The sequence below is a fragment of the Caballeronia sp. LjRoot34 genome (genome assembly GCF_964253815.1).
Taxonomy (GTDB): domain Bacteria; phylum Pseudomonadota; class Gammaproteobacteria; order Burkholderiales; family Burkholderiaceae; genus Caballeronia.
The window spans coordinates 862,529-875,650 of record NZ_CAXUSB020000002.1; the positions used below are offsets into that span (position 1 = coordinate 862,529).

The following is a 13,122-nucleotide window of genomic DNA, read 5'->3' on the forward strand; positions in this document are numbered from 1 at the left end:
TCAGCAACCTGCCGCGTTGGGCAATTCGGGTGCGGTCTGCGCGCGTGATTCAAAACATTTCTTGTTCGCTTCTTTGAGCGCCGTGCGCAATCCTTCCTCGATCACCGGGTGATAAAACGGCAGCTTCAGCATGTCTTCCACGGACAGTTCCAGTTGCAATGCCCAGGCAATCAGATGGCCGAGATGTTCAACGGCGGGTCCACACCCTTGGGCTCCCAGCAACTTGCCGGTCTTGGCGTGGGCATAGACATGCAGCAAACCCCGGTTTTGGCGTAGCACGCGACTGCGCCCCTGCGTTTCAAACGACACGGTTCCGGTCACTGTCATCTGCTTGTCGAGGTCGTCGTAGGACGCACCTACGCTGGCGACTTGCGGCTCGCAGAACACGATCGAAAACGGCACCTTGCGTTTGACGGATTGCACATCGGGGAAACGCGCGGCATTGTCGCCGGCGAGCTTGCCTTCGTCGGCGGCATCGGAGAGAAAGGGACGCGTGCCGTCGCAATCGCCGGCCATGAAGATGCTGCTGTCGCCACACTGCATCGACTGCTCGTTGAACAGGGGAACGCCCTTGTCGTTGAGCTCGATGCCGGTCTTTTCAAGCTGCAGTGAAGTCAGTACCGGTTTCCTGCCGGTCGCCACGAGCACCCGGTCGAAGCGCTCGGTGCGCTCGGTTCCGTCCAGGGCTTTAAAGCGGATCGTGGGCTCGCCATCCTGCATCGATTTTTCGAGGATGGTCGCGTCGGGGTCAAAGTAAAACTCCTGCTGCAGCGCTTCAATCAAGGCGTCGCGCACTGGGGTGTCCGTCAACGCGCCGACCTGGTTCTTCTGGCTGAACATGAATACGTCCACGCCGAGCCGCGCGAATGCCTGGCCGAGTTCAAGGGCGATAGGGCCCGCGCCGAATACCGCGCAGCGGTTGGGCAAGGTCTTCAGGTCGAAGACATCGTCGCTGGTAATGAGACGATCACCGAATAGCTTGAAGTCGTCTGGAATGACGGATGCCGAACCCGTCGCGATGACCACGCTCGTGGCTTCCACGCGGGCGAAGTCATCGATAAGAAGAACGTTGCGCGATTCGAAGCGGGCAAAGCCGCGGATGATCGTGTCCTGAGGAAATGAATCCGTTTCCTTCAGCACGCCCTTGACGAAATAATCGCGCTCGCCGCGGACATAAGCGAGCACATGCTCACTGTTGACTTCAAGCGCATGCGTGCCTTCAATGCCCCGGGGCGCCTGCGCCTTCGCGTCGTGCAGGCCATTGGCGGCAGCGAGCAGCAGCTTGGACGGCATGCAGCCCACGCGCGCGCAGGTCGTGCCGAGTTCGGCACCCTCTATCAGCACGACCTGCTTGCCCGCCAGCCGTGCTGCGCGATACGCGGCCATGCCGGCCGTCCCTGCACCAATGACGGCAACGTCCACCTTGATCTGCTTCATCGATATCCTTGGTTGGATGCGCTCGAGCCTATCTTCACGACCACTGCGGATGTGCTCCGTCCAGGCTCCGGTCAAGCTGGAACGCGGTGCTGATCAGCGCAAGATGGGTCAGTGCCTGCGGGAAATTGCCCAACGCTTCGCCACTGATGGCGATCTCTTCGGAGTAAAGGCCGACATGGTTGGCATAAGCCAGCATCTTCTCGAATACAAGCCGTCCTTCGTCCACTCGCCCCGCGCGCACGAGTGCTTCCGCGTACCAGAACGAACACGCGCTGAACCCGCCTTCCTCGCCGGGAAGGCCGTCTAGCGAATCACCGCGCGTATAGCGGAAGATCAGCGGATCGACGCCTAGTTCTCGGCCGATTGCATCGAGCGTGGACAGCCAGCGCGGGTCCTTCGGGCCTATGAAACGCACGAGGGGCATCATCAGCGTCGATGCATCGAGGGTCTTCGAATCGGGCGTCTGAACGAAGCTCTGTAGCTCATCGTTCCAGAAGTGCGCGTAGATATCTTCGTGAATGGCATCGCGGACCGCATTCCATTCAGCGAACGGCGCGGGCAGCGAACGTTTTTGAGCGAGGCGTATCGCGCGGTCCATTGCGACCCAGCACATCAGTCGCGAATGCAGCAGGGGCCGCTCGCCGTTGCGAAATTCCCAGATGCCCTGGTCTGCCTTCTGCCAGTTTTCCGCCACGAAATGCACGGTGCGCGTAACGTGGCGCCAGCCGTCGTAGGAAATCGCTTCGCCATATTTGTTGTAGAGATAAATTGCGTCCAGCAGCGCGCCGTAGACGTCGAGCTGCGTCTGGTCACGCGCGGCATTGCCGATCAGCGGAGGCTCGGCGCCGCTGCTGTACAGTTCAGGGATGACTTCTTCTTCCGGCGACTCTTCGCCGTCTACCGCGTACATCACGCTCAATGAGCCGTCCGAGTCGCAGTGCTTGTTGCGCTCGGCGATCCAGTTCTTGAAGTTGCGCGCCTCGCCCGTATAGCCGAGCCGAAGCAGCGCGTAGACCGAGAATGCGGCGTCGCGAATCCAGGTGTATCGATAATCCCAGCGACGTCCGCCGTCCGATGTTTCCGGCAGCCCGAACGTGGGCGCGGCGACGATCGCACCGGTTGCGCGCGAGCTCAGCACCTTGAGCAGCAGGGCCGAGCGCATCACCACTTCACGATAGCGGCCACGGTAGGTGGATTGCCGCGACCATCCGCGCCAGAAGTCGATGGTGTCGGACAGCGCTTGCTTGCACGGAAGCGTCTTGCGCATCGCGTCGGATTCCGCGCCGAAGATGAAGCAGGCCATCTCGTCTTGCTTGAGATCGAAGCTGGCGACAGCGTCGTGATGATCGATCGCCAGCGGCACGGTTGCATCCAATGTGAGTGCTTCCGTCGGAGCGCCGGCTGCCTCGCCTGCAGGCGTGAAACGCAACGTATTGGCGTCGACCTGCGCGGTTTCATGACTGCCGCGGGCATAGTCGAAACGCGGCGCGCAGCGCATTCGCACTGACATATCGCCGTAGATCGCACGCACTATCCGCACCACGCAATTGGACGCCGCCTTCGCGTCGTCATCCGCGTCCGCTACCGGCATGAAGTCGACGATCTCGCACACGGCCCCCGCCGACATGAAGCGCGTGAGCAGCACGTTCGTTTCTGGCAGGTACATCTGCTTGGCGCGCGAGACCTCGAACGCCGGCATGATGCTGAACGCACCACCTCGTTCCGGATGCAGCAGCGACCCGAACACGGTCGGCGAATCGATGCGTGGAAAACACATGAAGTCGATCACGCCTTCGGTCGACACCAGCGCGGTCGTGCGCATGTTGCCGATCAGGCCATGCGCGTCGATAGCGATACCGAGCTGCGCGTCGGAGCGGTTTTCCCGAGGGCTAACCATTGTCCGCAAAGCCCGGATACAGGGTCATGCCGCCGTCGACGAACAAGGTGGTGCCAACCACATAGTCGCTGTCGTCGGAGGCCAGCCAGACCGCTGCCCGGCCGATATCCTCGCTTTCGCCAATCCGGCCGTAGGGCACGAGTTCGAGCAGCGCTTTCAACGCCTCGGGGCTGTCCCACGCGGCCTTGTTGATCGGCGTGCGGATGGCTCCCGGCGCGATCGAATTCACGCGGATCCTGTGCGGCGCGACTTCCTGTGCGAGCGATTTCATCATCATCTGGATGCCGCCCTTCGACGACGCATAGTTGACATGTCCCGCCCACGGAATGACTTCATGCACCGAGCTCATGCAGATGATCTTGCCCAGCGCCCGGGACACGGGACGCGGGCCGCGCCGGAGAAATTCACGCACGGCGCGTTGAGCGGTGAGGAACTGGCCCGTGAGGTTCACGTTCATCACGGCGTTCCAGTCGGCGAGCGTCATGTCGACAAACTTCGCGTCCTTCTGCAAACCGGAATTCGCGACCACGATGTCCACCGTGCCGAAATGCTTGATCAGCATGTCGAACATGGAGTCGATATCGGCTTCGTCCGAGACGTCGGCCTGGAGCGCAATGGCCTGGCCGCCGGCTTTTTCTATCGATGCAGCGAGCGCTTCAGCGGCTTCGCCATGCGAGTGATAGTTGATGGCGACGCTCGCGCCGGCATTGGCGAGCGCTTGCGCCACGCCGTAGCCTATGCCCGAACTGCCGCCAGTGACGAGTGCGACCTGACCTTCGAGTACTGGGTTCATAACGTTCCCGATGGGATGCGAAGCGCGTCGCGTGCGCCGCCTGATCACTGCGTAGCGCCTGCGGGGGCCGGCCTGGGCCGGAGACGTCAGGGGATGGAGCAAGCGCCGGTCCTGCCCCGGGAACGGGTTCACAGTCCGGAACCAGCAGTCCTACTCGGCATCCACCCCAATCGCGGGAAAACGTTCCGTGGGATACGCGATTTCGTCCTGCGACGCGACGATCTCAAGCTCGTAGCGCCCGGCCTGGAACGTGGTCCTGACCACGGCGTTCACTGCCGCAAGCGTGTGTTCCAGCGCGGCACGCACCGAGTCGCCCAATAGCGTGCGCGCGAGAAATACCGCGCTGGTCAAGTCGCCTACGCCGACCGGTTGCCGCGCGAACGGGTAGAGCGACCGTTGCGCGAACCACGCTTCGGTCGCGGTCACGGCGAGCATGTTGAAGGTATCGGCGCGGCTGTTTTTGTCGATCAGGTGTTTGACCAGCACGACTGTCGGGCCGCGGGCGATCACCTCGCGGCATGCGGCGACCGCTTCATCGACCGTCTCGATGGTGCGTCCCGTCAGTTTCTGCAATTCGATGTGATTCGGTGTCATGGCATCGGCGACTTCCGGCATGGTATTCACCAAAAATTCCTGGATGCCGGGTTCGACGATGCAACCGCTGGTAGTGCCCATGACCGGGTCGCAGAAAAAGCGCGCTTTAGGGTTGACGGCTTTCACCATCCTGACAATTTCCACAACTGCGGCGCCTTGCTCGGGCGAGCCGAGATACCCCGACAGGATCGCATTGCAGCGCGACAGCACGCCGATAGCGCCAATCCCCTCGATCACGCGCGTCAGTTCTTCAGCATCGACAACACTGCCGGTCCAGCGGCCGTATTGCGTGTGATTCGAGAACTGCACGGTGTTGAGCGGCCAGACGTTGACGCCCATGCGGCGCATGGGAAAGACAGCCGCGCTGTTGCCTGCGTGGCCGAAGACCACATGTGACTGGATACTGAGGACGTTTTGCATGATTGGTTTTTAGCGAGGTGCAGGACAGCGGCCAAGGGCCGCGCACGAAAACCGCATGCATGTTAGGCATGCCGGACATCATTGTGCCGTGGTTTTTGCCCCGGCCGGAAGAACCGGTTCGCAAAACGTTGCCGCAGGAGAACCGCCGCTGGTGGAAGCCGCTTGGCATGAGGATTGCTACGCCGTATTGTTTTCTTATGCCTGCTGCGAACACGAATCAATCCGCGGACAGACTCCATCGGATTGCGAAGCGATTTTGACGGTCACGCACATCAATTTCCGAAAAGCAGGTGCGAACTATTCACCTTTGCAGCAAAATCATCCCAGCCGCTCCATTAAATGTCGTTCAAATCCTCTGGAGAAAACCACCCAATCCAATTCGAGCCATTCGCCAGCAAGCACCCGGTAAACAGCTGAAAAACAGCTGAAACAAGCTACAAAAGGCCAGAGACAGGCCGCAAAACAGGAGGTCGGTATGGAGACGCTGACAGGAAATCGTACGGATCTGCAGAAGAACACGCTGGCTATCGTCTTGGCGGGCGGCCGGGGTACCCGACTCGGACCGCTCACGAATAAACGCGTCAAACCAGCAGTGCATTTTGGCGGCAAATACCGGATCGTGGACTTTGCTCTGTCGAATTGCCTGAATTCAGGCATCCGGCGTATCGCGGTCGTCACTCAATACAAGGCGCATTCGCTCTTGCGCCACCTGCAGCGCGGCTGGGGTTTCCTGCGCGGCGAGTTCAACGAGTTCATCGATATCTGGCCGGCCCAGCAACGCGTTGATTCAAGCTGGTACAGGGGGACGGCGGACGCGGTTTTCCAGAATCTCGACATCATCCGGTCGATCGGGCCCGAGTACATCATCGTGCTGGCGGGAGATCACATCTACAAGCAGGACTACACGCGCATGATTCTCGATCACGTCGAGAGCGGCGCGGATTGCACGGTTGGCTGTATTGAAGTGCCGCGGATGGAAGCGACCGCGTTCGGTGTGATGCACGTCGATGCGCAGCGGCGCATAACGGACTTCCTGGAAAAGCCGGAGGACCCGCCCGCGATGCCGGGCAAGCCCGACGTCGCGCTCGCGAGCATGGGCATCTATGTGTTCAGCGCGAAGTATCTGTATCAATTGCTCGAAGAGAACATTGAAACGTCGGATACGGATCATGACTTCGGCAAGGACATCCTGCCACGCGTGGTAACGAGCGGCAAGGCGATAGCGCACCCGTTCGGGATGTCGTGCGTGACCTCCGAAACCGATCCGAACGCGCCGCCGTACTGGCGCGACGTGGGCACCGTGGACGCGTACTGGGCGGCGAACCTGGATCTCGCGTCGACCATTCCCGCTCTCGACCTCTACGACCGAAAATGGCCCATCTGGACCAACCAGGAGCAATTGCCGCCGGGCAAGTTCGTGCGTGACCTGCATGGGCAGCAGGGCGCAATTAACAATCTGCTGGTGTGCGGCGGCTGTGTGATATCGGGTTCGCAAGTCGCGCGGTCGGTGTTTTCATCGGCGGTGCGGGTACATTCGTTCTGTCATATCAACGAAGCCGTGCTGTTGCCGCAGGTGACCGTCGGCCCGAGTTGCCGCCTGAAGCGCGTGGTGATCGACCGGGGTTGCACGCTGCCCGAAGGGCTGGTCATAGGCGAGGATCCCGATTACGATGCCGAGCGGTTTTTCCGGACTGAAAATGGCGTGGTGCTCGTGACACAGGATGCACTGACACGTCTCGGACAAGCCAGGTAGTCATAATTCGGGCGACCGGAAACAAGCCAATGGGGAATCGATGACCGTATGCGTGCTGCATGTTGCAGCGGAGATGTATCCGCTTTTGAAAACCGGCGGCCTCGCCGATGTCGTTGGCGCATTGCCGCCGGCCCAGACGCAACTGGGCACGAATGCCCGCGTGATCCTGCCGGCGTTTCCTTCGGTAGTCGCGGGCCTGACGCAGATCGAGCCGGTAGCGGACCTTGGCTGGGCGTTTGGCATAGACAACGTGCGGCTCGAGCGGGGTTTGCTCGAACCGCACGGAATCGTGGTCTACGTGGTGCGCGCGGACGCGTTCTACGATCGGCCCGGCAATCCGTATCTGGACGGCTCGCATACGCAATATGCCGACAGCGACCGGCGTTTCGCGCTGCTCGGCTGGGCGGCGGCGCGCGTGGCGACGGGTGCCGACCCGACGTGGAAACCCGACGTCCTGCATGCGCACGACTGGCACGCTGGCTTGGCGCCCGCGTATTTGAGGGCACGCGAGCGGGAGACGGGCGTGGCGCGCGTGCCGTCGGTCATGACGGTCCATAACCTCGCTTACCAGGGCGTCTTTCCCGCCGCGGAATTCGGTGTGCTGCAGCTACCGGCGGATTTTTTCTCTATCGATGGCGTCGAGTTCTACGGTCACCTGTCGTTTCTCAAAGCCGGGCTGTTCTACGCGGACCGCATCACGACCGTGAGCCCGACCTACGCACGCGAAATTCAAACCCATGCGCAGGGCGCCGGGCTCGATGGTTTGCTGCGCACCCGCACGCACGACATCAGCGGCATTCTCAACGGCGTCGATCAGACGGTATGGAATCCGGCGACCGATACCACCATCGACACGCAATACTCGATCGAAAAATTCACTGGCAAAGCGAAGTGCAAAGCCGCGTTGCAGGAACGGGTCGGCCTCGCGCGTGAGCCAGATGCCTTGCTGTTCGGCGTGGTGAGCCGGCTGACGGAGCAGAAGGGGATTGATCTCTTGCTGTCAGTCATTCCGGATATCGTCCAGCGCGGCGGTCAACTCGTCGTACTGGGCACCGGCGATCCGGCGCTTGAAAACGGCCTCAAGAACGCCGCGCTGGCGCATCCGCAAGCGGTTGCCGTAGAACTGGGATTCGACGAAACGCTTTCTCATTCGATTATCGCGGGCAGCGACATCGTGATGGTTCCGTCGCGCTTTGAGCCGTGCGGCCTGACGCAGTTGTACGCGCTGGCATACGGTTCACTGCCGCTCGTTCATTGCGTGGGCGGTCTTGCCGACACCGTGACGGATGCGTCGCTGGAGAATCTCGCTGACGACCTGGCTACCGGTTTTGTGTTCGAGAAATTCGACCGGCCGTCAATTGTTGCCGCGATCCGGCGCGCGTTCGCATTGAAGCAGCGGCGGCTGGAATGGAAGGCCGTCGTGCGTCGCGCGATGGAACAGGACTTCGGCTGGGAAGCGTCGGCGTTGCGATACGTCGATGTGTATCGCGAGCTGATCGGGGCGAAGGCGCGTTAGTCGGAGTCAGTCGGGGTCAGTCGTTCAGGTCGCGTGCGAGCGCATGAATCGCGATCTGAACACGGCTCGACAGATTGAGCTTACGAAGCACATTGCGCACGTGGATCTTCACGGTGCTTTCGGCCAGGTCGAGTTCACGCGCAATATCCTTGTTGCTCGCGCCGCGTGCCAGGATCCGCACGATGTCGCGTTCTCTTGGCGTCAGTGCAGGCGACGCCGGCGAGCTGCGTGGTTCAAGTGGCGGCGGCGCAGTATCTTCTGCGCGCACCGGTGTTCTCATTTGGGCAATCAGCCGCTGAGTCATGCTCTCCGCGATCACGGATTCGCCCTCGGCTGCGCGGCGGATCATGGTCGCGAGTGCGTCGGCTTCCATATTTTTCAACAGATAGCCGCATGCACCTTCACGCAGCGCGCGGGTCAGTTCATCCACATCTTCCGATACGGTCAGCATGATGACCGCGGTGTCCGGCAAATCCTGCTGGAGCAACTGCAACGTTTCGATACCCGACAACCCCGGCATATTCAGATCGAGCAGGACCACGTCCGGCCGATGCTGCTTCGCGCGCTTGAACCCTTCGATACCATCGGCGGCGTCGTCCACGACTTCGAAGTCGGGCTGACGCTGCAATAATGCGCGCACACCGGAGCGAAACAGCGTGTGGTCATCGATTAAAAGAATGCGGATGGTCATGCTGCCTGCCGTTCGCTGACGGGCAGCAGAAGGTGGACGCGTGCGCCCTTGCCAGGTTCGCTGTCCAGCTCTAATTGCGCCCCGAGCCGCGCTGCGCGTTCACGCATGATGTGAAAACCGACGTGGGCTTCGCCGCGACTGGCGATATTGGCGGGATCGTAACCGTCGCCGTTGTCTTGTATCGTCAGTTCAAAATCACGGGCGTTCGTGAGCGCAATGTGGACCTGCGTAGCCGACGCATGTTTGCGAATGTTCGACAACGCCTCCTGAAGAATGAACAGCACCTGTAGCTGCTGGTCGGGCGGCAAGGGCAGTCCGCCCGCTTCGTCGTAGTCGAGGTTGACTAGTGTCTCCGTTTGCCGTTCGAACCGCGTCACAGTCTCGTCCACGGCGTCGCGAAGGTTGCCGGTCGCGAACTTCGTGCGGAAATTGACGAGCAGTTCACGCACGTCCTCATAACTTTCCTCAAGACCTCCGCGTAACAACGGCGCGATCTCGCGCACTTCGTTCATGTCGTCGCGGCTTGCGGCGTTATCGAGTAAATGCAGTTGCAGCTTCAGGAAATTCAGGCTCTGCGCGATGCTGTCATGCAGCCCCTGCGCGACCAGGTGACGCTCCTGCGCGACCGCAAGCTGACGCGCGGCCGTGGCAAGCCGATGGTTCTGCAAAGCCGTGCCCAGATGTTTGCCGAGCGTTTCAAGCAGGCGGGTTTCCGATGGCAGCACCGGGCGGTCGCCGCGAAAGTGCAGCGAGAACGAACCCAGCGCAAGCTCATGCGAGACGATACCGAAGGCCGCGACCGCATCGAAACCTGCCTTGCCGCAATGCGTCGCGGGACCGCTGTCAACTATCTGCTGCATGCGTAGATCGCGCACGACCGAGAGACCGCCGGTGGCTGCCGCGCCGCACACGCAGGTGCTTGCCGGCATGCAGCGCTCCGCGTTCAGCAGCGGCTCCGGCAAACCTTCGGACACGACTACGTGCAGGTTGTCCGCGTCTTGAGCGAGCACGCGGACGGTGCCTGCGTCGGCGTTGAACTGACGCATCACGCGCGCAAGAAAACCGCGGCACAGCACTTCAACGTCATGCGCGCCATGCAGGAACGCGGTCATCTCGTAGAGTGCGACCAGTTCGCCGTTGCGGGTGGCAAGTTGCGCGGTTTTGCTCGTCACGCGTAGCGCGAGGTCCCGGTACAAACTCTGAAGCTCGCTTGCCATCCGGTTGAAACCCTCCGCAAGATGACCGAACTCGTCGCGCGACTCGACCGGCAAACGGGCGCTGAATTCGCGTTGTTCGATACGGGACAGCCCACGCTCCAGACGTCGTACGGGCGTCACGAACCACGCGTAAAGCAGGTACACGATTGCGATCGTGCCCACGCACGCGAGTGCCGCAAGGGCCATTTGCCAGCGTCGCAACCAGGCTGTCTTGCGGGCGTTTTCGCGTTCGATCATGCGCACCAGTGCATCGGCTTCGGCAACGAACGCGGGCAGCCGGGCGAGATACAGCGAGGGGGTATCGATGGAACTTGACGCGTCGTGCGTGATCGCCTGCTTCAACGAGTCGTGCCACGCCTGCGATACGGCATCCAGCTGAGCGTGGATCGCAGGCATGGCAGGAAGGAATAATGGCCGCGCGGGGTCCCCGCTTTTCAACTGGGCCAGCGTGAGATCGAGCAGGGCGCTTTGCGAATTCACGTCAGCTTTACGGCCGGCCCGTGCTTCGTTGAGTTGAATGGCGATGTTGCCCGCCCGCATGCGCAGGCTGCCAGCGTCGTTGATCGCCGCGCCCGCGCCTTCGAGTTGCCACGAGAGCCAGAGCGTGCCCGCGATCATGGAAAGGACTAACGCCAGCGCAACGCCGGACAACGCGACAATGCGCGTGGATAACCGGTAACGGAACGGCGTGGCGAGCAGGGCCGGGGATGAGACCTCGGGTGTGGCCGCGGGTGCGGCCCGATGAAGCGGATGATCGGACATGGAACTGCGTGCTTGCGCGACCGGAATGCAAAGGGCGCTAATTATCCGGCGTGCTGGCGTCCAATAGTGAGAGTCCGACTGTTTTACATATGAACTCACCAATACGGTCAACGTCCGCCAGAGGCAGAAGCGGGATCGCGGGTGCGTCATGAAGACGCGGGGCGTCGTTGGTCGCGATCGCGAGGATGGCCATGTCGGTCAGATACAGCGGGTCCCGGCCCGCCTCGGGACGAACGACTTCGAGGCGCGGCAAGACCTCGCGCGTGAAGCCTTCCACCAGCGTCAGGTCGGAGGGTGCAAGCCGTGCGACAAGTTCCGTCAACGGCGGCTCGGGCGCGTCATGCAGTTCGCGCACAATGGCATACCTGTACGGCGAGGCAATCAGCACCTCGCCCGCGCCGGCCGCGCGAAAACGTGCGCTGTCCTTGCCTGGCGGCTCGAGATCGATTGAATGATGGCTGTGCTTCACCACGTTCACCACCAGGCCGCGCGCGCGGAACCAGGGCAGGAGCGCCTCGATCAGCGTTGTCTTGCCCTGTCCCGAACGCCCGCAAATACCGAATATGCGCAGCTTCGCCGCTGCTTCTGTCATGTCGCTACCCCGTCTTTCCAGCCTTGGATATTAGCGCGTGCCACCGCTTCCATCACATAACGCCGCTCGGCAAGATCGCGCAGCGCCTGCGACATCGCGACGCGAATACGCAGCTCAACCTGCTCGAACGGCAACACCAGGCCCGGCGACTTTTCGTGAACCCGGATGATATGGAAGCCGAACTCCGTTTCCACAAGCACAGGGCAGAGGGTACCAGCAGGCGCGGCAAACACCGCACGTTCGAACGCCGCCACCGTGTCGCCGCGGCCTATCTCGCCGAGCGCGCCGCCATCGATCCCCGACGGGCAATTCGACAAGGTACGCGCAAAATCAACGAACCGCAGTTCGAGGTCGTCGGCGTGAAGCAGTTCATCGAGTGTCTGTTGAGCGCGTTGACGCAGCGCCACCAGATCCACTCTTTCCGTAACCTGGAACAGGATATGGCTAACCCGCGCGCGCTCGTTCACCCGCCAGCGTTCCAGGTCGGCCAGGTAGTGGCGCTCGCACTCTTCATGCGTGGGCGCGGCCGCCTCGGCAAGCTGATGATCGAGCAACGCTTCGATCATCAGCTCGTCACCCTGAGCGGAGGCGATGTGCAACTGAGCGGCTTCATCGAGCAGGACGCGGCGCAGGACAGCCGCGGTCAGCGCCGCCCGCTTTACATCCGGCGTGTCTGCATGAGCCGGCATTTCGCGCTCCAGGTCCGTGTCCGCGAGCTCCACGCCGTTGATGATGATCGCCATGATGTTCTCCTTGAACAGGTTAGCGCGGCCGCACGAGTTGCCATGCGCGGCTCAGGTACGTGACGGAAGCGAAGCCGCTCCAGACGTGCACGAGCCGGGTGAACGGGAAGATGACGAAGAGCGACATACCCATGAACAGATGCATCCGGAACACAAACGGTGCGGCCGCCACGTACTGCGCCGCGTCGCCTTGGAAGGTGACGACGTGCTGCGCCCAGGTCATGAGCTGGACCATCATGTGGCCGTCCATGTGACCCGCTGATTCCCGGATCGTCGACAAGCCGAGCAACAGGGTAACGAGAATCCACAACAGCAGCACCTTGTCGCCGGTACGGGTCACGGCGGAAATACGCGCGTTGCTGACGCGCCGGTGAATCAGGATGACGAGACCGACGAGACAGAGAGAGCCCATCACGCCGCCCGCGATCATCGCCACGGCTTGTTTCGTGCCGTGCTCGATCCCGAGCCAGTCCCAAACGGCAACCGGCGTGAGCAGGCCACCAAGATGCCCGAAGAAGAGGCCGAGAATGCCGACATGAAACAGGATGCTGCCAAGCCGCAGATTGCCGCGATGAAGCAACTGCGAACTGTCGGCTTTCCATGTGTACTGTTCGCGCTCGAAGCGCGCGAGGCTGCCGAACAGGAAAATGGCCGCCGCAATATAGGGATAAATGCCGAACAAGAATTGATTGAGCATGAGCGTGATC

Annotated in this window: 12 protein-coding genes; 3 read left to right on the forward strand and 9 right to left on the reverse strand. The window is 61.6% G+C overall.

The features are described 5' to 3' along the window. The 4 genes from ACSQ36_RS23510 to pdxY form a co-directional block, all read right to left on the reverse strand. Positions 1–1,437, reverse strand: coding sequence for a dihydrolipoyl dehydrogenase (locus tag ACSQ36_RS23510; protein ID WP_436183781.1), 1,437 nt, complete (start codon positions 1,435–1,437; stop codon positions 1–3). Positions 1,438–1,471: 34 nt separating this feature from the next. Continuing rightward, entirely contained in the window at positions 1,472–3,334 is a 1,863-nt protein-coding gene (locus tag ACSQ36_RS23515; protein ID WP_436183782.1) for a glycoside hydrolase family 15 protein, read from the reverse strand. Then, positions 3,327–4,127 carry an SDR family oxidoreductase gene (locus ACSQ36_RS23520; RefSeq protein ID WP_436183783.1) on the reverse strand — a complete coding sequence of 267 codons (801 nt, stop codon included), beginning with the start codon at positions 4,125–4,127 and terminating at the stop codon, positions 3,327–3,329. Before ACSQ36_RS23520 ends, ACSQ36_RS23515 begins: the two co-directional genes overlap by 8 nt. Positions 4,128–4,277: 150 nt before the next feature. Then, positions 4,278–5,141 (reverse strand): pyridoxal kinase PdxY, encoded by an 864-nt coding sequence (pdxY, locus tag ACSQ36_RS23525; protein ID WP_436183784.1) that lies wholly within the window; start codon positions 5,139–5,141, stop codon positions 4,278–4,280. 55 nt (positions 5,142–5,196) lie between these two features. On the opposite strand from pdxY, the gene ACSQ36_RS23530 reads away from it, so the two are divergent. The 3 genes from ACSQ36_RS23530 to glgA all read left to right on the forward strand — a co-directional run bounded on the left by ACSQ36_RS23530 (position 5,197) and on the right by glgA (position 8,410). Next, on the forward strand, positions 5,197–5,550 hold the full coding sequence (locus tag ACSQ36_RS23530) for a hypothetical protein (protein ID WP_436183785.1): 354 nt from the start codon (positions 5,197–5,199) through the stop codon (positions 5,548–5,550). Between the two features lie 66 nt (positions 5,551–5,616). Then, positions 5,617–6,894: a glucose-1-phosphate adenylyltransferase gene (glgC, locus tag ACSQ36_RS23535; protein ID WP_213762170.1), complete on the forward strand. Its 1,278-nt coding sequence runs from the start codon at positions 5,617–5,619 to the stop codon at positions 6,892–6,894. A gap of 40 nt (positions 6,895–6,934) precedes the next feature. After that, complete coding sequence (gene glgA / locus ACSQ36_RS23540; RefSeq protein ID WP_436183786.1) at positions 6,935–8,410, forward strand: glycogen synthase GlgA; 1,476 nt, start codon at positions 6,935–6,937, stop codon at positions 8,408–8,410. Positions 8,411–8,426: 16 nt separating this feature from the next. Here the strand turns inward: glgA and ACSQ36_RS23545 are convergent, their stop codons facing one another. From ACSQ36_RS23545 to narI, 5 genes are read right to left on the reverse strand one after another with little or no spacing between them, the layout of a single operon-like run. Continuing rightward, positions 8,427–9,101: a response regulator gene (locus tag ACSQ36_RS23545; protein ID WP_436183787.1), complete on the reverse strand. Its 675-nt coding sequence runs from the start codon at positions 9,099–9,101 to the stop codon at positions 8,427–8,429. Continuing rightward, positions 9,098–11,080: a type IV pili methyl-accepting chemotaxis transducer N-terminal domain-containing protein gene (locus ACSQ36_RS23550; protein ID WP_436183788.1), complete on the reverse strand. Its 1,983-nt coding sequence runs from the start codon at positions 11,078–11,080 to the stop codon at positions 9,098–9,100. Before ACSQ36_RS23550 ends, ACSQ36_RS23545 begins: the two co-directional genes overlap by 4 nt. A 37-nt stretch (positions 11,081–11,117) precedes the next feature. Continuing rightward, a complete protein-coding gene (gene mobB, locus ACSQ36_RS23555) occupies positions 11,118–11,672 on the reverse strand; it encodes a molybdopterin-guanine dinucleotide biosynthesis protein B (RefSeq protein WP_213762174.1) in 555 nt (184 codons plus the stop codon). Next, positions 11,669–12,415, reverse strand: a complete 747-nt coding sequence (locus tag ACSQ36_RS23560; RefSeq protein ID WP_213762175.1) for a peptidylprolyl isomerase — start codon at positions 12,413–12,415, stop codon at positions 11,669–11,671. Before ACSQ36_RS23560 ends, mobB begins: the two co-directional genes overlap by 4 nt. Before the next feature lie 19 nt (positions 12,416–12,434). Continuing rightward, complete coding sequence (narI, locus tag ACSQ36_RS23565) at positions 12,435–13,112, reverse strand: respiratory nitrate reductase subunit gamma (RefSeq protein ID WP_436183789.1); 678 nt, start codon at positions 13,110–13,112, stop codon at positions 12,435–12,437. Positions 13,113–13,122 lie beyond the last annotated feature (10 nt).

Bases quoted from the DNA above. Each gene is read 5' to 3' on its own strand.
- glgA (WP_436183786.1), top strand. From the start codon at position 6,935: ATGACCGTATGCGTGCTGCATGTTGCAGCGGAGATGTATCCGCTTTTG.
- ACSQ36_RS23545 (WP_436183787.1), bottom strand. From the start codon at position 9,101: ATGACCATCCGCATTCTTTTAATCGATGACCACACGCTGTTTCGCTCC.
- mobB (WP_213762174.1), bottom strand. From the start codon at position 11,672: ATGACAGAAGCAGCGGCGAAGCTGCGCATATTCGGTATTTGCGGGCGT.
- ACSQ36_RS23510 (WP_436183781.1), bottom strand. From the start codon at position 1,437: ATGAAGCAGATCAAGGTGGACGTTGCCGTCATTGGTGCAGGGACGGCC.
- glgC (WP_213762170.1), top strand. From the start codon at position 5,617: ATGGAGACGCTGACAGGAAATCGTACGGATCTGCAGAAGAACACGCTG.
- ACSQ36_RS23520 (WP_436183783.1), bottom strand. From the start codon at position 4,127: ATGAACCCAGTACTCGAAGGTCAGGTCGCACTCGTCACTGGCGGCAGT.
- ACSQ36_RS23560 (WP_213762175.1), bottom strand. From the start codon at position 12,415: ATGGCGATCATCATCAACGGCGTGGAGCTCGCGGACACGGACCTGGAG.
- pdxY (WP_436183784.1), bottom strand. From the start codon at position 5,141: ATGCAAAACGTCCTCAGTATCCAGTCACATGTGGTCTTCGGCCACGCA.
- ACSQ36_RS23515 (WP_436183782.1), bottom strand. From the start codon at position 3,334: ATGGTTAGCCCTCGGGAAAACCGCTCCGACGCGCAGCTCGGTATCGCT.
- ACSQ36_RS23550 (WP_436183788.1), bottom strand. From the start codon at position 11,080: ATGTCCGATCATCCGCTTCATCGGGCCGCACCCGCGGCCACACCCGAG.
- narI (WP_436183789.1), bottom strand. From the start codon at position 13,112: ATGCTCAATCAATTCTTGTTCGGCATTTATCCCTATATTGCGGCGGCC.
- ACSQ36_RS23530 (WP_436183785.1), top strand. From the start codon at position 5,197: ATGCATGTTAGGCATGCCGGACATCATTGTGCCGTGGTTTTTGCCCCG.